Here is a 16430-nt window from a genome sequence, read left to right on the forward strand (position 1 = left end):
TCTCTAGACTGGGTCGGGTGAGCCAATCCTTTCGTATCCGCCGCGCGACCACCGCTGACGTGCCCATCATCAAGCAGCTCGTGGCCCCGCTTGCGGAGGAACGCATCCTGATCGCCAAGGAGACGGTTGCCTATTACGAGGGCCTCCAGGAGTTCAAGATCGCCGAAGACAACGACGGCGCCGTGCTGGGATGCGGAGCCCTCCACGTCATGTGGGAGGACCTCGCCGAGATCCGTACCCTGGCGACCGCTCAGGCGGCGCGCGGCAGGGGAGTGGGCAGCGCCATCGTCAATGCGCTACTGGAGGAAGCGCGCGCCGTCGGCGTGCGGAGGGTTTTCTGCCTCACCTTCGAGGAGGCCTTCTTCCGGCGCCACGGATTCCGGGTCATGGAGGACCAGTCTGCCGTAGACCCGGTGGTCTACTCCGAGCTTCTGCGCTCGCATGACGAGGGCGTGGCGGAGTTCCTGGACCTGGCGCGGGTGAAGCCGAACACCCTCGGCAACACGAGGATGATCTGCGATCTCTGAGACCCATCTAGCCAGAGGGGGGCAGTTTTCGATAAACTAAGTGTGCTTGGTATTTGAAGGCCAGGTGAGTCCTCCCAAATGGGGGACGGAACGTCGACGAAAGGCGGAACGCCATGGGTGCAGACGACAAGACACAGAACAAGGCCGAGAAGTTGGGCGGCAAGATCCAGGAAGGCCTGGGCAAGGCCACCGGTGACAGGGAAATGGAAGCTGAAGGTCAGAAGGACCAGAGCAAGGCCAATCTCAAGGACGCCGGCGAGAACATCAAGGACGCCTTCAAGAAATAATCGGCATCTGATTTGGTGCCTCTAGGCCACCAGTTGTGGGAAGGACCCTCTCGGGCCCTTCCCACAACTGTGTCTGGGGCTTTTCGCGCCCGGGAAAGTCTGGGCAACCGTCGCTGGCGCAGAGTAGTGTTCAAGTACCCTTGCGGCCTGCCGGGTATGGATGTTTCCTGTAACAGGACACGAAGCGGGCCGATCAATGGCGAACCGGTCATCCACCCCGTCGATCACCGTCAAGGAGATTCGTATGAAGAAGCTCATCAATGACCCGCAGTCAGTGGTAACTGAATCCGTTGAGGGGTTCGGGGCCGCCCACGCTGATCTGGTCGAGGTGCATTCCGACCCGCTTTTCATCACCCGCAAGGACACTCCGGTGAAAGGCAAGGTGGGTCTCGTCTCGGGCGGCGGAAGCGGCCATGAACCCCTGCACGCCGGGTTCGTGGGCCGCGGAATGCTCGACGCAGCCGTACCCGGCGCGGTGTTCACCTCGCCCACCCCGGACCAGATCATTCCGGCCACGCTCGCCGTCGACGGCGGTGCCGGAGTGCTCCACATTGTCAAGAACTACACGGGCGACGTCCTGAACTTCGAGACAGCGGCGGAGATGGCGCAGGCCGAGGGCGTCGAGGTCCAATCGGTGCTGATCAATGACGACGTGGCTGTGGAAGATTCGCTGTACACCGCCGGTCGGCGCGGCGTCGGCGGGACGGTGCTCGTGGAGCGGATAGCAGGGGCAGCAGCGGAGCGCGGTGATTCGCTCGACGCCGTCACCCAGATCGCTCAACGCGTCAACGACAACGTCCGCTCAATGGGCGTGGCGCTCTCCGCCTGTACGGTCCCGCATGCCGGTGTTCCCAGTTTCGAGCTGACCGAGGAAGAGATCGAGATCGGCATCGGCATTCACGGGGAGCCTGGCCGGCACCGGATAGCGATGGAGAATGCGGACGGCATTACGGATCGCCTCCTGGAGCCCATCCTCAGTGACCTGAAAGCCTCCGACGGCGATCGCGTGCTGCTCTTCGTCAACGGCATGGGCGGCACCCCGGCCAGCGAGCTTTACATCGTGTACCGGCGCGCGCGGCAGGTACTCGCCGAACGCGGCGTCTCAGTGGAACGATCCCTCGTCGGGAACTACATCACCGCCCTTGAGATGGAGGGAGCATCGATTTCGGTGCTGAAGCTCGACGATGAAATGGTGGAACTCTGGGACACGCCGGTGTGGACGCCGGCCCTGAGATGGGGTGTGTAAATGGCGTTGACTGCGCACTGGGCCGAAGCCTGGATCCGGGAATGCTCGCGTGTCCTCACGGAGCATCGCTCTGAGTTGATGGAGCTGGACCGCGCGATCGGCGACGCCGACCATGGTGAGAACATGCAGCGCGGATTCGCTGCTGTGGTGGCCAAGCTCGACGACGGCAGCCAGGAGACCCCGGCGGCGGTATTCAAGCTCACGGCCATGACCCTGATGTCCACCGTGGGCGGGGCCGCCGGACCCTTGTACGGCACCGCCTTCCTCCGCGCGGCCACAGCGCTGGGCGACGCAGCTGAGATCGATCCTGCCGCCGTCGTCGCCTTCCTGACCGCGGCGCGCGACGGCGTGGTGGCGCGCGGCAAGGCTGAGCCGGGCGACAAAACCATGATCGACGCGTGGACTCCGGCCGTTGAGGCTGCCGAAACGGCGCATTCTGCGGACGTGTCGAGCGTCGAGGTGCTCGAGGCTGCGGCCAATGCCGCGCAGGCGGGCGCCGTTGCCACCGAACCGCTCATCGCCAGGAAGGGCAGGGCCAGCTACCTGGGTGAACGCAGCGCCGGTCACCGTGATCCCGGTGCACAGTCCACCGCGCTGATCCTTCAGGCGGCCGCTGACACTGCAAGGCCGGACCAATGACGGTCGGCCTGGTGATCGTCTCCCACAGCAGCAAGATCGCCGAGGGAGTAGTCGAGCTTGCAGCGCAGATGGCGCCCAGTGTCCAGATGGTAGCTGCCGGCGGCACCAGCGATTCACCGTCCCGCATCGGCACGAGCCTCGAGAAGGTGCAGTCTGCGCTCGAGGAAGCAGAGCAGGGCGACGGCGTCGTAGTCCTCACTGACCTTGGTTCGGCTGTGATGACGGCGGAAATGACGCTTGAGTTCCTTCCGGCGGAGGCCAGATCGCGGATCAGACTTCCCCGGGCTGCACTGGTCGAGGGATCTGTTGCGGCGGCTGTGCAGGCGGAGTCCGGCAGCACCGTGGATGAGGTTGCTTCGGCTGCCGAACGCGCCATCGTGTCCATCGACCCTGAAGCGCTCGAACCGTTCGTGTCCCACGGGGCCGCGGCTCCCGGTCCGTCGGCACAGCCGGAGGAGCCAACAGGGCCGCCTGTGACCGGTGCGTGGAGACTGCGGAACAAGATGGGCCTGCACGCCCGCCCTGCGGCCGTGATCGCAAGGGCGTTGACGGATATGGACGCTGAAGTGAACGTCAACGGCGTCGACGGCAAGTCAGTGATGCTGCTGATGTCGCTCGCGCTCGGCGAGGGGCAGGAGCTGCGGGCGGAGGCCACCGGTCCGCAGGCACAGGAAGCCATTGAGTACATCGGCGGCGAAGTGAAGGCGGGGTTCGGGGAGCTCTAGCGAAAATTCCGGGCTCAGGCGTCCGGGTTCAGGAGGTGAGGGCGCCGTCGTCGAGCGTCAGAGACAGCTGCAGAGCCTCGCCAGGGCAATCGGGGCCGTTCGGGTAGACCGGTTCCGGTGTGCCCGCGGTGCGGTAGTGGGTGCCGCCGCCGGATATCACCGTCACGCCAACCTCTTCAGTGGACAGCTCAGCAACACTGACGAACCCCACGAGGGTGCCGTCTGGCCGGACACTCGCGGAGCAGCTGCCCTCGGGTTCGGTGGAGTCGCAGCCGAGGTCGACTGTCTCGCTTCCCGGTCGAAGTTCCAGATCGTAGGTCCGGCAATCATCGGTGCAAACCTCAAGCACCGGGTCCTCGATTGCGTCCGCCATGTTTTCTGCGACGGTGATTGATACACCCGGTTCGGCACCAATTTCCGTGCACTCCAGCGGGCCCGTCCCGCCGCCCGCGCACGCTGTACACAGCACGACGCCGGTGACTGCAGGTGCTGCCCGGAAGCCTCCCATGAAAGCAGGATAGGCGCCTTCCGGTCGGTCGCCGGGAACGATCGGATACCGATTACGCCCTCCGCCCGGAACTTTTGTACAGTTCCGGTGAGTCCGCGACGGTCGATCCCGCCATAGGTGCTCAAAACCTCCGGAGAGGTCAGGCGGGGAGCCGCAAGCCGCGAGGTGTCTCCTCGGCCAGCCCGTCGGCGAGAAGACCATCGAGGGCGCGCTCGAGCTGTTCCAGCGGCGCGTTCAGCCCGTACAGTTTCTCGAGCACCGCAGGTGTCCCGTGCGCAATGTCAACCGGTCGCTCGTGGATCAGCGGCCGCGGCACCGGCGTCTCGGCGTGCCGCAGGACATGCATGATCGCGCCGCGCACCTGACGGTCGGTGCCCGCCCAGGACTGGCCCTTGGGTACATACGTAGGAGCGGGCTTCCCCGCCGCTACCCAGGCGCAGCGGTCGATTACCGGACACCGCTCGCAGTCAGGAGTCCGCGCGGTGCACACGAGCGCCCCCAACTCCATCACAGCCACGTTCCAGCGGACGGAGGCGGCGTCGTCGTCGGGCAGAAGACCGGCAGCCCGCTTCATTTCTGCAGCAGTCAGCGACGGTGCGGGCAGCGCCGCTCCACCCACCAGTCGGGCGTGCACGCGGCGGATATTCGTATCGACCACCGTTTCGCGACGTCCGAAAGCGAAGGCAGCGACGGCGGCAGCGGTGTAGGTGCCGACGCCCGGCAACGCGAGCAGGTCGTCATACGAGCCGGGTACTTCGCCCTCATGGCGGACGACGACGGCGGTCGCCGCCGCATGCAGGCGAAGGGCCCTTCGCGGGTAACCCAGACGGCCCCAGTGCCGGAGAGCGTCCCCCGACGGCGCTGCGGCAAGGTCCGCCGGCGTTGGCCACCGGGACATCCAGTCCTCCCAGACGGGCAGAACGCGCGATACGGGAGTCTGCTGGAGCATGAACTCACTGACAAGAACTCCCCAGGGCGTGCGGGAGGGAAGCCGCCACGGGAGGTCGCGGGCCGCGTCGTCGAACCAGTCGATCAGTCGAGCATGCAGCACGGCGGTGTCCACGGGGAGCTCCAGAAATCTTGGGAAACAGGCAGGATCCACCCTATCGAAGCACCAGGTGGAAGTGAGGGCTCCGCGGCGTGGTGCGCAGGCCTGTTGCGCCTCAGTCTCTTAGCCTTGAACCATGAGCTCGGCAGGAGGTACAGGCAGCAGCCGGGTGAGAAGGCCCCAGGGGAAACCCAGCCCCCGGGTATACAAGCGACGCCGTCAGATGGTCGCGTTGCTCGCCCTCCTGCTTATCGGGGGCCTCATATGGGCAGGCATCGCCATTGCAGGTATGTTTCGCGGTGACACGGCACCTGCTCCGGCCGCCGCCGCCGGCCCCACCAGCGCTGCCCCTGATCCGTCTGCACCGCCCACGACAACCGCGTCGGCGTCCCCGACACCCTCTGCCACTCCAACCGAGCCGGTGTGCAATCCGGCCTCCATCGAGGTCACCGGCAGCACCGACGCCGAGACCTACGCAGCTGACCAGTCCCCGGTTCTCTCCCTGACGGTCAGCAACACGGGCGACGTGCCCTGCCCCGTCAACGTCGGAACATCGCAGATGGAGTTCCTTGTCACCAGCGGCGACGATCGAATCTTCTCCTCCCGCGACTGTCAGGAAGGCGCGGAGGACCTCGAGGTGACTATCGAGCCGGGAGAGTCGGAGACAGCGCGGTTTACGTGGGAACGGATGAGAAGCACACCCGAGTGCGCCGAGGTGGACGCTGTGCCGGGCCCGGGCCAGTACGCGTTCCAGACGCGTCTTGGTGAGCGCACCAGTGACGACATCCCGTTCACGCTCGAGTAGGACCCGGGCAGTCCACGCAGGAAAGCGGGACGACGCGAAGCGGTCTGCTTACATGAAGCGATCGAGCAGGCTGGTCTCCGCAATTCTGGAGAGGCCTTCCCGGACCGTCCGCGCCCGCTGCTCACCGATGCCGTCTACCGCCATGAGGTCATCGATGTTGGCGGCCATAAGGTTCTGCAGCCCGTCGAAGTGATCCACCAGCCGATTCGCGACGGTGGGCGGAACGGCCTTGATGCCGGAAAGCAGCCGGAATCCCTTGGGCTGTACGACCGCGTCGAGTGAGTCGGTGGACGGGTTGAACCCGAGCACGCTCGCGATTGTTCCGAGGTCGATGAGGTCCGTGGAGCTGAATCCCTGGAGGCGGGCCAGCTGATCCTCGACCGGTGTGCTGCTGCCGCCCAGTCCGGAGTAGTCGCGGAGGACCATCTCGCTGCCCGGGCCCAGACCCGTGGTGAGCTCCTCAACCTGGAGCGAGAGGAGGCGGCCGTCGATGCCGAGCTCAAGCACGTATTGCGAGATTTCCTCGGAGATGCGCCGTACCATTTCCTGGCGCTGCAGGGTGACCGCGACGTCGCGGACGGTGACCATGGCTTCGATTTCGAGCGCGGAAAGGGACCCGGTGACCTGGTCGAGCCGGGCACGGTAGCGCTCGAGGGTGGCCAGCGCCTGGTTGGCGCGAGCCAGCACGGGTTCTGACCCCTCAAGTACGTGACGGAGACCGTCGACGTAAAGCGCGATGATCTGCATGGACTGGCTCACCGAGATCACAGGGACTCCAGTCTGGATGGCAACGCGTTCAGCCGTCCGATGCCGGGTCCCCGATTCCTGCGTTTCAATACGATGGTCCGGCACCAGCTGCACACCGGCGCGCAGGATGTTGCTCGCGTCCCGGTCGCAGACAATCGCGCCGTCCATTTTTGCAAGCTCGCGCAGGCGGGTCGGTGAGAAATCGATCCCGATGTCGAAGCCACCCGAACAGATTGAGTCCACTGTGCGGTCGAACCCAAGGACAATCAGGGCGCCGGTGCGGCCGCGCAGGATCCGCTCAAGGCCATCGCGCAACTGCGTACCCGGCGCCACCCGCGCCAAGGTTGCCTTCAGCGCGTCCTCCGGACTGCGTACCATCTCACTCCCTCTTCCCGCTGGACAGGCGAATGCACGGCCCGGCAGTTCCTAATCCTATGGGAGCACGTATCCGCTTGACGGCCCAGCCCCTGCTCAAATCCGTAACGTTCAGCGCAGTACGGCCCATCTACGGCCCCACCGGAGCCGTGGATGGGTCAGAAGAGCAGCTCCAGGGCCTCCGTGAGGGTGCTGATCTGCTTCACAGTGAAGCCGGCGGGAACCTTGCCGGGCCCGTTCGGCGATTCCGGTACGACGGCGTGGGTGAACCCAAGGCGTTCGGCCTCCTGGATGCGTCGCGAAATACCCGGGACAGGACGGACCTCTCCTGCGAGACCCACTTCCCCGAACGCGATCATGCGGGAGGGGAGCGCCTGGTTGGTCTTGGCCGATGCGATGGCGAGGGCAACCGAGAGGTCCGTTGCCGGCTCGGTCAGCTTCACTCCGCCCACCGTGGCCACGTAGCTGTCATCCTTGTGGAGCTGCAGTGACGCGCGGCGCTGCAGGACCGCGAGGAGCATTGACACCCTGGAGCCGTCCAAACCGCTGGTGGCACGCCGGGGTTGGGCGTTCGCGGACTCGGCCAGCAGCGCCTGAACCTCAGCCAGTAGTGGCCGTCGGCCCTCAAGGGTGACCGTGATGCAGGTTCCTGACACAGGCTCTTTGGTGCGGGATACAAACAGTCCGCTCGGATCCGCGAGTCCTTCAATTCCGGTATCAGTCAGGTCGAAGCACCCGACCTCATCAGTGGGCCCGTAGCGGTTCTTGACCGCGCGCATCAGGCGAAGACGCGAGTGCCGCTCACCTTCGAACTGGCAGACTACGTCCACCAGGTGCTCCAGCAGGCGGGGGCCCGCGATTGAACCGTCCTTGGTGACGTGACCCACCAGCAGCGTGGTCATCCCGCGGGTCTTTGCCGCGTTGATGAGCGACGCCGCCACTTCCCGCACCTGCGTGACACCACCGGCGCTGCCTTCAACGGCCGGACTGCTGAGGGTCTGCACCGAGTCGACGATGAGCAATGCCGGATCCACCTTCTCCACCTGACCCAGAGCCTGGCTCAGGTCCGACTCAGCCGTCAGGTACAGCGTGTCCGCGAGTGCGCCGATGCGCTCCGCCCGCAACTTCACCTGGGCGGAGGATTCCTCACCCGTGACGTACAGGACGGTGCGTCCCAGCCGTGCAACCCGCGCCGCGACATCGAGCAGCAGCGTGGACTTGCCGACGCCGGGTTCCCCGGCCACCAGGATTACTGCCCCCGGGACCAGCCCACCGCCAAGGACCCGGTCCAGTTCACCGATCTCGGTGGGCTGGTAGGACGCGGTAGTGGCGTCTACATCGGCAATCCGGAGGGCCGGGTGCGCAACGGTAGTAGCCGCCGTCGTACGCGCTACACCTGCGGCGGCAGTCTCCTCGACCGTTCCCCAGGATTGGCACTCCCCGCACCTGCCAACCCACTTGGCGGTGCTCCAGCCGCACTCACCGCAGCGGTAGGCGGGGGATTGCGTGCGCGAGCGCGAGGTCTTTGTTGCCATGCCTCAAACGTACTCGGTGCTTCTGACAGTCCTGAGGAGGCTCACAGTTTCGGCAGGTACCCGGCGGCGTCCTCGTGGGACAGCCCGGTGGCCTCGAGCAGGTCGACGACCAGCGGCCGATACAGGATAACCAGCCCCTCGCCCTCAAGGCGCTCCACATTGAGCCGGGTCGGGTGCAGCACCGTGGCCACGGCCGCCAGGTCCTCCCGCGCCCTGCGTAGGTGTTGATCCCGTTCGGCTGTGGAGGAGGAGTGAAGGGCAAGCGCCAGGACATCCACCGCATCGGCAGTATCCTCGATCACCTGCGAGAGGGACTGTACGGCGTCGTCCGAGAGTGCCGCATGGTTGATGACCGAGGTGAGCCGCCGCGAGAACACCCGGCTGTTGCGGATTGCCAGATCGATATAGTCGATCGACCCCCTGAGCTCACCTATCTCGCCGCGGTGTCTTCGGTACGCCGGGGATATTCGGGCAACCTCCGCGGCCGCGCGCATCGAACCGGACAGACCGTCCATGATCGGCTGGCAGTTGCGCGCCCGGACCAGTGCATGCCAAGCCTGCGTGGGGTCGCTCGCGGACAGCGCCCGTGCGTTCTCCCGCAGCACCCCCGACAGTTCCCCGAGAAGCTTCCGGACATCGCCTTTGGGTTCGCGGCGCGGGTCCCGGGGTATTGCCATAGTGATCAGCAGGGCGATGACACCACCGACGATGGCGTCCGCACTCCGCGTGAACGGCCCGCCTTCCGGCGCGGGCAGAAGCACAACCAGGAGCGACTGCAGGGCCAGTTGCGTGGTGAAGATGGTTCCGCTGTCCAGGAACCGGGCCAGCAGCACTGACAGAAAAAGCACGATGGCGGCCTGCCACAGGCCTGTGCCGAGCAGCGCCAACAGCACGTCGCCCACGGCGATGCCGAGCGTGCACCCGATACCCACCTCGAGCACGCGGCGCAAACGGGGATCACGGGAGAATCCCAACGCGATGAGCGCTGAGGTGGCAGCGAAGAGCGGGGCCTCATGGCCGAGCACCTGCTCGGCGAAGGCGTACGCCCCCACGGCGCCGACGGTGATCTGCACGGCCGGAAACAAGGAGGAGCGGCTGCGCCGCAGTCCGACCCGGGATCGGGTGCGCACAAACGAACGTGCGCGGTCCAGTCGGGATCCCCGGGTCATACGACTGACCTTACCGCCGGGAACGGTGCATGAGGGTGAAGCTGGTCAGGTGGCCGGTTGTCCGCGTACGAACGGCGGCCAGCGGGGCAACGAGCAGGAGCGACCCGGCGACAAGCTCCATGAATTCCTCCAGATGGGAGAGCGCAAGCAGTACGGGCGCCGGCGCACCGAGGCGCGTGAGCTCGCCTGCCACGAACTCCAGTCCGACGGCGGCGAACAGCAGAGTGGCCACGCCCAGCACGATCAGCCGGGTTGATTTTTCCGGCAGGTAGCGGGCGCTGATGATCGCCAGCACGAGAATGACGACTGCGATCAGGATGCCGACGACCAGCCAGACCGACGTGAAATCTGTAACATCGACGAACTGCAGGACGAGTGCGTCCATCCGTTCGTGTAGTCCGGTTCCCTCGTCCAGGCAGAAGAGCAACACCAGCACGCCAAGGATCCACCAGGCGGCGGCTCCCTTGATCTTCTGGTGGCGGGCCAGCACAGCAACGAACAGGAGGCTGGTGGTCGCTGCGGCCAGCTGTGCAACGGACCACCAGGAGGGGAGGTTCCCTTCCTGGTTCACATCGACGTACACGCTGAAGAGCGTTTCGCCCCTCGGCTGGCCGGTCAGTAGGGGAGCGATGAAGCTGAGGGTGACGATCAGCACGTGCACAATACCGAGGCCAAACAGCAGGCGGCGCCACTTGAGCGCATGGGCGGGCCGGTCAGCGGTGGAGCTTTCGTTCTCGGCGAGGCCGTCGTCGGAGCTGCTGTCGATGGTCATGGGTACCACGCTAATCCCTTGTGACAAGGAGAAAGATCAGACCTAAATAACGCATTCATTCCAAAGCACAAGAGTTGCATGGCGAATAGGGGTAAGAATCCTTCCTCCGTTCACCTTCCGTTCACTTTGACCGGTCAGTCTCGTTACCTGCGGTGCCTAGCGTGAAGTGCGTACCGAATCTCGTACAGACAACGCGGGTGCCCTCTGAGCACCGACTGTTAACCCTGGAAGGGGCAATATTCAAGTGAAGGCTCTTCGCTTTGGCCGCGCTGCGGCAGTAATCTCTGTGGCCGCTCTGGCCCTCACGGCGTGTGGCTCTGACAGCGCCGTTAGCCCGGGATCTGACGGCGGCTCGAGCTCCGCTACCGAAAGCACCGTTTCCGGCACCCTGACCGGTGCGGGTTCCTCCGCACAGAACGCAGCCATGACTGCGTGGAAGACCGGCTTCGAGCAGGCGAACCCTGAGGCAACTGTCCAGTACTCCCCGGACGGCTCCGGCGCTGGGCGCGATGCTTTCCGCGCCCAGGGCGTGCAGTTCGCGGGCTCGGATGCCTACCTGGACGAAGAGGAGTTCGAAGCATCCAAGGAGATCTGCGGACCCGAGGGAGCGATCAACATCCCCGGCTACGTTTCGCCGATCGCGGTTACCTTCAACCTTCCGGAGATCAAGGAACTGAACCTCGACGCTCCCACCATCGCTTCCATCTTCAAGGGCGAAATCGCTAACTGGAATGATGAGGCGATCGCTTCCCAGAATGAGGGAGTAGAGCTCCCTGATCTGCCGATCACCGTTGTTCACCGCGCGGACGATTCGGGAACCACCGAGAACTTCGTTGAATACCTCGCTGCCGCTGCGCCTGAGCAGTGGACCTACGAGGTTGCAGGTGATTGGCCTTCCGAGATCGTTGCTGAGAACGCACAGGGCACCAACGGTGTTGTTTCCACCACCTCCGCCACCGAGGGAGCAATCACCTACGCTGATGCCTCCGCCGTCGGCGATCTGGGGACCGCCCTGGTGAAGGTTGGCGAGGAATACGTTCCGCTCAGCTCCGAGGCCGCTGCCCGTGCAGTGGAGGTTGCAACCCCGGTCGAAGGCCGTGGTGAGCTGGATATGTCACTCGACCTCGAGCGTGACACCACTGAGTCCGGCGCCTACCCCGTCGTTCTGGTCTCCTACAACATCTTCTGCGCCCAGTACAAAGACCAGGAGACCGTTGACCTCGTGAAGGCGTTCGCCACCTACGTGGTCAGCGAGGAGGGCCAGCAGACTGCAGCTGACTCCGCCGGCAACGCGCCTATCTCGGAAACCCTGCGTGAACAGGCCATGGAAGCGATTGACGCCATTCAGGTTGCTTCCTAACCAGCCGATGATGCCCCGCCAGGCCGAAAGGCCTTGGCGGGGCTGTCCGCTGTCTGCGCCCCGACGGGGTTGCAGGTACCTTGTATAAGCGGAACAGTTGCGCGAGCACTGTTCCGGAAGATCCCCCGCGAAGCGCCGAAAGGTCCCCCGTGTCCACGAATGCAGTGAAACGAGCAGGCGGTGCAGGTCAATCCGGAGACAAGATATTCTCCGGCGCCAGCCTTGCCGCAGGCTGCCTGATCCTGGCGGCGCTATTCAGCGTTGCAGTCTTCCTGATCGTTGAGGCTCTGCCGGTTCTCGGCGCCGACCCAGCCGACATCTCCGGCGGGGCAGGTTTCTTCACCTACATCTTCCCGATCGTCATCGGCACCGTCATAGCAGCGGCCATTGCTCTCCTGATTGCCACACCGCTCGGTATCGGCGTTGCCTTGTTCATCTCCCACTACGCTCCGCGGCGCTTCGCTCAGGGCCTCGGCTACGTAATCGACCTCCTGGCGGCCATCCCGTCAGTGGTCTACGGGGCGTGGGGTTACGCCGTCCTCGCACCGCAGCTCGCTGTCGCCTACGCGTGGCTTGCACGCAATGCCGGCTGGATCCCGATCTTCGAAGGGCCCGCGAGCCAGACCGGACGCACTATGCTCACCGCCGGCATCGTCCTCTCAGTGATGGTCCTCCCCATCATCACGTCACTGAGCCGAGAAATCTTCCTCCAGACCCCGAAGCTGCACGAGGAAGCAGCGCTCGCCATGGGCGCCACGCGCTGGGAAATGATCACCATGGCGGTCCTGCCCTTCGCCCGCCCCGGGATCATCAGCGCAGCGATGCTCGGCCTCGGCCGCGCGCTCGGTGAAACCATGGCCGTGGCTCTCGTGCTTTCGGGAGGCGCGCTCTCCGCCAGCCTCATCCAATCCGGCAACCAGACAATCGCAGCGGAGATTGCGCTCAACTTCCCGGAGGCGTACGGGCTGCGCCTGGCCGAACTGATCGCCGCCGGCCTGGTTCTCTTCCTCATCACCCTTGCCGTGAACATCGTTGCACGGTGGATCATCAGCCGGCACAAAGAATTCTCAGGGGCTAACTAATGGCGAATGCCACCTTGACTCCGCGTCGCTCACAATTGACCAAGGGCAAAATGCCCTCCTACACCCTCTGGGCGGTGTTGGCAGCGTCAATCGTGGTTGGTGCTGCCCTGGCCGCGCTGGTCGGGTTCGGTCTGGTGCCGTGGGCACTCTTCAGTGCACTCCTCTTCATCGTGGCCGGGACAGCTGTCACCGGCGCCGTGGAGGGGTCCCGCAAAGCACGGAACCGACTGGCCATGTTCCTGGTCTACGGATCCTTCCTGGTAGCCCTCCTGCCGCTGCTCTCGGTTATCTGGACCGTGCTGGAACGTGGCTTCCCCGGGCTGACCTACAACTTCCTGTTTACCTCGATGAACGGTGTCACCGGCGCGATCGACAACCAGACCGTTGCAGAGGGATCGCCGGTTCTCGGCGGCGCCTACCACGCCATTGTCGGAACTCTCCAGATCACCCTGTGGGCAACCCTCATATCCGTGCCGATCGGGCTGCTGGCGGCCATATACCTCGTGGAGTACTCCACGGGCGGCAAACTGGCACGCGCCATCACCTTCTTCGTTGACGTGATGACCGGTATCCCTTCCATCGTTGCCGGCCTCTTCGCCGCGGCGCTGTTCGGCCAGCTGTTCGGGCCGGGAACACGTACCGGCTTTGTTGCCGCCGTCGCTCTGTCAGTACTGATGATTCCGGTCGTTGTGCGCTCCACCGAGGAGATGCTCAAGATCGTCCCGAACGAGCTCCGCGAAGCCGCCTATGCCTTGGGCGTCAGGAAGTGGCGCACAATTACGCGCGTAGTGATTCCGACGGCGATCTCCGGCATTGCCTCCGGCGTCACCCTGGCCATCGCGCGCGTGATCGGTGAAACCGCGCCCATCCTTGTAACCGCGGGCTTCGCCAGCTCGATCAACTGGAACGTCTTCGGTGACTGGATGAGTACGTTGCCGACGTTCATCTACTACCAGATCCTGACACCGACCTCGCCGACCGCCACTGACCCCAGCACGCAGCGTGCATGGGCGGCCGCGCTGGTGCTGATCGTCATGGTCATGCTCCTGAACCTCGTGGCACGCCTGATCGCCCGCCTCTTCGCTCCCAAGACCAGCCGCTGACCCCCCGGCACAACCAGAAGGATCCCCATTGTCCAAGCGAATCGACGTCAAGGACCTCAACGTCTACTACAGCAAGTTCCTCGCTGTTGAAGACGTGAACATCAACATCGACGCACGCTCAGTCACCGCATTCATCGGCCCGTCCGGCTGCGGAAAGTCCACCTTCCTGCGGACCCTGAACCGTATGCACGAGGTCATCCCCGGCGCACGCGTTGAGGGTGAAGTGCTGCTCGACGGTGACAACCTGTACGACACCGCAGTGGACCCCGTCACCGTCCGCAGCCAGATCGGCATGGTCTTCCAGCGACCCAATCCGTTCCCCACCATGTCCATCCGCGACAACGTGCTGGCCGGCGTGAAGCTGAACGACAGGCGCATCTCAAAGTCGGACGCTGACGCTCTGGTCGAAAAGTCCCTGCGTGGCGCCAACCTGTGGAACGAAGTCAAGGACCGCCTCGCCCGTCCCGGTTCCGGCCTGTCAGGCGGCCAGCAGCAGCGCCTCTGCATTGCACGCGCCATAGCGGTCTCTCCCGAGGTTATCCTCATGGACGAACCCTGCTCGGCACTTGACCCGATCTCCACCCTCGCCATCGAGGACCTCATCAATGAGCTCAAGAGCGAGTACACCGTGGTGATCGTCACCCACAACATGCAACAGGCGGCGCGTGTTTCCGACAAGACCGCTTTCTTCAACATCGCGGGCACCGGCAAGCCCGGCAAGCTGATCGAGTACGGCGAGACCACCGACATCTTCAACATGCCCTCCCAGAAGGCAACCGAGGATTACGTCTCCGGCCGCTTCGGATAAGGACGCGCCGTTGCGCGCGCCTAGAGCAGCGGGCTCATCGCGAGATAAAGGATCGCCGCCAGCAGCGCGGTGACGGGCGCCGTCGTAATCCAGACCAGCAGTACCGACCGCAGAACGCGGCCGCGAACCGTGGCGTAGCGCTGATTTGCGCCGGCGCCAACGATCGCCGAGGTCATGGTGTGCGTGCTGGAGAGCGGCATGTGCAGCGACAGCGCGCCCACGAACAGCATCACGGCGCTGACTCCCTGGGCGGTCATGCCGCGGAGGGGGTCGATGCGCACCAATCGGTTAGAGAGCGTGTGAGTGATGCGCCAGCCTCCCAGCAGTGAACCTCCAGCCAGGAGCACTGCGGCGAAAACCTGGACCCACAGGGGAATGCCGCTCCCGGAATACAGGCCGGCTCCCACCAGGGCGAGAACGATCACGACCATGGTGCGTTGGCCATCCTGCAGTCCGTGGCCAAGCGCAAACGCGGCGGTCAGGACAGCCTGCGCCATCCGGTTTCCCTCGTTGACCTTCCGCGGTGAGTTGTGCCGCTGCAGCCAAGTCGCAGGAAAGACGACGACGTACGCCAGCAGGTAGGCAATCAGCGGCGAGAGCAGCAACGGCAGCGCGATATCCACAAGGAACACCCGGCCCGAACCTGCGATTGATTCGCCTCCGAGCACGGCCGCAGCTCCGCCCGCTCCGACCAATGCGCCGATGAGCGCATGCGTGGACGACGAGGGTTTGCCGCGATACCAGGTGAAAATTCCCCACGCGCACGCTGACAGCAGCGCGGCCAGGAGAATACCCAGGCCGTTCTGGCCAGGGGGAAGAACGATGCTGTCACCGGTGAAGAGCGTGGCAAGGCTGGCGCTCATAAGCGCACCGACGAGGTTGAACAGCGCTGCGAGCAGGACGGCTACGGTCGGCGTCAGGGCCCGGGTCTGGACGGACGTCGCGATGGAATTGGAGACATCATGGAAACCGTTGATGAAGGCAAAACTGCCGGCGAACAGAATGACGGCACCGAGGAGGAAGCCCTCCACCTACGATTCCTTGACGACGATGGCACCGACGTGGGTTGCAACCTTGCGGATGTCCTTTGTGACGTCGACGAGCTGATTTGCGACGTCGCGGTGCCGGGCATAGACAAGGGGCTTGTGGTCTGCGAGCAGCTCCGAGCACCAGATCCGATGGGTGCGTTCGGCGCGTTTGGCGAGGCGCAGGATCTCGATCCAGTAGTCCTCGAGATCGTCGAGAGAGTTGAGCTGCCGCATCGCTTCCGCTGTCAGTTCCGCCTGGCGCGTGATTACCTCAAGCTGCTCGGTCGCGCGCCGGCTGAGCTTGTTCAGCTTGTAAAGGGCAATCAGCTCCGCGGCGCCGTCGAGCTTTTCCATTGCTTCGCTCAGCAGGCGCGACATGGCATAGAGGTCTTCGCGCGGCAGCGGGTTGATGAAGCTTGTGCGCATTGAGGTCAGCAGGGCGAAGTGCAGGTCGGTGGAGGTGCCTTCGTACTGGTGGAGCTCTTCGGCCAGCTGGTCGTAATCCTGGGGAGCAGCTCCGAGGATGCCTGACATGCTGCGGACTCCAAGGACCAGTTGCTGGGCCATGCTGGAGAGCAGTTCCAGTCCTGCGTTCTCCTGTGGGAAGAGGCGGAGCTTCACTAAGTCACCTAGGGGTCGCACGGACGGTTGCCACCTAAGAATACC

18 protein-coding genes are annotated in these 16430 nt (G+C 64.6%); 10 read left to right on the forward strand and 8 right to left on the reverse strand.

The genetic code is table 11. The features are described from left to right. Positions 1 to 17 precede the first annotated feature (17 nt). From AC5RTB_RS10570 to dhaM, 5 genes are all read left to right on the forward strand, one after another. The gene (locus AC5RTB_RS10570) at positions 18 to 527 is read left to right on the forward strand and encodes an amino-acid N-acetyltransferase (protein ID WP_494061023.1); all 510 of its coding nucleotides are present in this window, start codon (positions 18 to 20) and stop codon (positions 525 to 527) included. Between the two features lie 113 nt (positions 528 to 640). Further along, positions 641 to 814: a CsbD family protein gene (locus AC5RTB_RS10575; RefSeq protein WP_494061024.1), complete on the forward strand. Its 174-nt coding sequence runs from the start codon at positions 641 to 643 to the stop codon at positions 812 to 814. Between the two features lie 244 nt (positions 815 to 1058). Next, positions 1059 to 2060, forward strand: a complete 1002-nt coding sequence (gene dhaK, locus AC5RTB_RS10580; RefSeq protein WP_494061025.1) for a dihydroxyacetone kinase subunit DhaK — start codon at positions 1059 to 1061, stop codon at positions 2058 to 2060. Further along, positions 2061 to 2699 (forward strand): dihydroxyacetone kinase subunit DhaL, encoded by a 639-nt coding sequence (dhaL, locus tag AC5RTB_RS10585; RefSeq protein WP_494061026.1) that lies wholly within the window; start codon positions 2061 to 2063, stop codon positions 2697 to 2699. Next, positions 2696 to 3424, forward strand: coding sequence for a dihydroxyacetone kinase phosphoryl donor subunit DhaM (gene dhaM, locus AC5RTB_RS10590; protein WP_494061027.1), 729 nt, complete (start codon positions 2696 to 2698; stop codon positions 3422 to 3424). Before dhaL ends, dhaM begins: the two co-directional genes overlap by 4 nt. Positions 3425 to 3452: 28 nt before the next feature. On the opposite strand, the gene AC5RTB_RS10595 is transcribed toward dhaM, so the two are convergent. Continuing rightward, positions 3453 to 3932, reverse strand: a complete 480-nt coding sequence (locus AC5RTB_RS10595) for a hypothetical protein (protein WP_494061028.1) — start codon at positions 3930 to 3932, stop codon at positions 3453 to 3455. A gap of 139 nt (positions 3933 to 4071) precedes the next feature. Then, on the reverse strand, positions 4072 to 5007 hold the full coding sequence (locus tag AC5RTB_RS10600; protein WP_494061184.1) for an HhH-GPD family protein: 936 nt from the start codon (positions 5005 to 5007) through the stop codon (positions 4072 to 4074). A gap of 109 nt (positions 5008 to 5116) precedes the next feature. On the opposite strand from AC5RTB_RS10600, the gene AC5RTB_RS10605 reads away from it, so the two are divergent. Then, on the forward strand, positions 5117 to 5785 hold the full coding sequence (locus AC5RTB_RS10605; protein WP_494061029.1) for a DUF4232 domain-containing protein: 669 nt from the start codon (positions 5117 to 5119) through the stop codon (positions 5783 to 5785). Between the two features lie 48 nt (positions 5786 to 5833). Here the strand turns inward: AC5RTB_RS10605 and disA are convergent, their stop codons facing one another. The 4 genes from disA to AC5RTB_RS10625 all read right to left on the reverse strand — a co-directional run bounded on the left by disA (position 5834) and on the right by AC5RTB_RS10625 (position 10383). Next, positions 5834 to 6910, reverse strand: coding sequence for a DNA integrity scanning diadenylate cyclase DisA (disA, locus tag AC5RTB_RS10610; protein ID WP_494061030.1), 1077 nt, complete (start codon positions 6908 to 6910; stop codon positions 5834 to 5836). 155 nt (positions 6911 to 7065) lie between these two features. Then, the gene (radA, locus tag AC5RTB_RS10615) at positions 7066 to 8442 is read right to left on the reverse strand and encodes a DNA repair protein RadA (RefSeq protein WP_494061031.1); all 1377 of its coding nucleotides are present in this window, start codon (positions 8440 to 8442) and stop codon (positions 7066 to 7068) included. Between the two features lie 41 nt (positions 8443 to 8483). Beyond that, on the reverse strand, positions 8484 to 9611 hold the full coding sequence (locus tag AC5RTB_RS10620) for an FUSC family protein (RefSeq protein WP_494061032.1): 1128 nt from the start codon (positions 9609 to 9611) through the stop codon (positions 8484 to 8486). A 10-nt stretch (positions 9612 to 9621) separates the two neighbouring features. Beyond that, positions 9622 to 10383, reverse strand: a complete 762-nt coding sequence (locus tag AC5RTB_RS10625) for a DUF8692 domain-containing protein (RefSeq protein WP_494061033.1) — start codon at positions 10381 to 10383, stop codon at positions 9622 to 9624. Positions 10384 to 10627: 244 nt separating this feature from the next. Between AC5RTB_RS10625 and pstS the strand changes: the two genes are divergently transcribed. The 4 genes from pstS to pstB all read left to right on the forward strand — a co-directional run bounded on the left by pstS (position 10628) and on the right by pstB (position 14736). Continuing rightward, positions 10628 to 11743 (forward strand): phosphate ABC transporter substrate-binding protein PstS, encoded by a 1116-nt coding sequence (pstS, locus tag AC5RTB_RS10630; protein WP_494061034.1) that lies wholly within the window; start codon positions 10628 to 10630, stop codon positions 11741 to 11743. 149 nt (positions 11744 to 11892) lie between these two features. After that, complete coding sequence (gene pstC / locus AC5RTB_RS10635; RefSeq protein WP_494061035.1) at positions 11893 to 12825, forward strand: phosphate ABC transporter permease subunit PstC; 933 nt, start codon at positions 11893 to 11895, stop codon at positions 12823 to 12825. Then, positions 12825 to 13928 (forward strand): phosphate ABC transporter permease PstA, encoded by a 1104-nt coding sequence (gene pstA, locus AC5RTB_RS10640; RefSeq protein WP_494061036.1) that lies wholly within the window; start codon positions 12825 to 12827, stop codon positions 13926 to 13928. Before pstC ends, pstA begins: the two co-directional genes overlap by 1 nt. Before the next feature lie 28 nt (positions 13929 to 13956). Further along, positions 13957 to 14736 (forward strand): phosphate ABC transporter ATP-binding protein PstB, encoded by a 780-nt coding sequence (gene pstB / locus AC5RTB_RS10645; RefSeq protein WP_494061037.1) that lies wholly within the window; start codon positions 13957 to 13959, stop codon positions 14734 to 14736. A gap of 20 nt (positions 14737 to 14756) precedes the next feature. On the opposite strand, the gene AC5RTB_RS10650 is transcribed toward pstB, so the two are convergent. Both AC5RTB_RS10650 and AC5RTB_RS10655 read right to left on the reverse strand, forming a co-directional pair. Then, positions 14757 to 15767, reverse strand: coding sequence for an inorganic phosphate transporter (locus AC5RTB_RS10650; protein ID WP_494061038.1), 1011 nt, complete (start codon positions 15765 to 15767; stop codon positions 14757 to 14759). Further along, a complete protein-coding gene (locus tag AC5RTB_RS10655; RefSeq protein ID WP_494061039.1) occupies positions 15768 to 16385 on the reverse strand; it encodes a DUF47 domain-containing protein in 618 nt (205 codons plus the stop codon). It abuts the gene before it with no gap. Positions 16386 to 16430 lie beyond the last annotated feature (45 nt).

It is taken from the genome of Arthrobacter sp. M71 S08 (genome assembly GCF_059089725.1).

Bases quoted from the DNA above. Each gene is read 5' to 3' on its own strand.
- AC5RTB_RS10575 (WP_494061024.1), top strand. From the start codon at position 641: ATGGGTGCAGACGACAAGACACAGAACAAGGCCGAGAAGTTGGGCGGC.
- dhaK (WP_494061025.1), top strand. From the start codon at position 1,059: ATGAAGAAGCTCATCAATGACCCGCAGTCAGTGGTAACTGAATCCGTT.
- dhaL (WP_494061026.1), top strand. From the start codon at position 2,061: ATGGCGTTGACTGCGCACTGGGCCGAAGCCTGGATCCGGGAATGCTCG.
- dhaM (WP_494061027.1), top strand. From the start codon at position 2,696: ATGACGGTCGGCCTGGTGATCGTCTCCCACAGCAGCAAGATCGCCGAG.
- AC5RTB_RS10595 (WP_494061028.1), bottom strand. From the start codon at position 3,932: ATGGGAGGCTTCCGGGCAGCACCTGCAGTCACCGGCGTCGTGCTGTGT.
- AC5RTB_RS10605 (WP_494061029.1), top strand. From the start codon at position 5,117: ATGAGCTCGGCAGGAGGTACAGGCAGCAGCCGGGTGAGAAGGCCCCAG.
- disA (WP_494061030.1), bottom strand. From the start codon at position 6,910: ATGGTACGCAGTCCGGAGGACGCGCTGAAGGCAACCTTGGCGCGGGTG.
- radA (WP_494061031.1), bottom strand. From the start codon at position 8,442: ATGGCAACAAAGACCTCGCGCTCGCGCACGCAATCCCCCGCCTACCGC.
- AC5RTB_RS10620 (WP_494061032.1), bottom strand. From the start codon at position 9,611: ATGACCCGGGGATCCCGACTGGACCGCGCACGTTCGTTTGTGCGCACC.
- AC5RTB_RS10625 (WP_494061033.1), bottom strand. From the start codon at position 10,383: ATGACCATCGACAGCAGCTCCGACGACGGCCTCGCCGAGAACGAAAGC.
- pstA (WP_494061036.1), top strand. From the start codon at position 12,825: ATGGCGAATGCCACCTTGACTCCGCGTCGCTCACAATTGACCAAGGGC.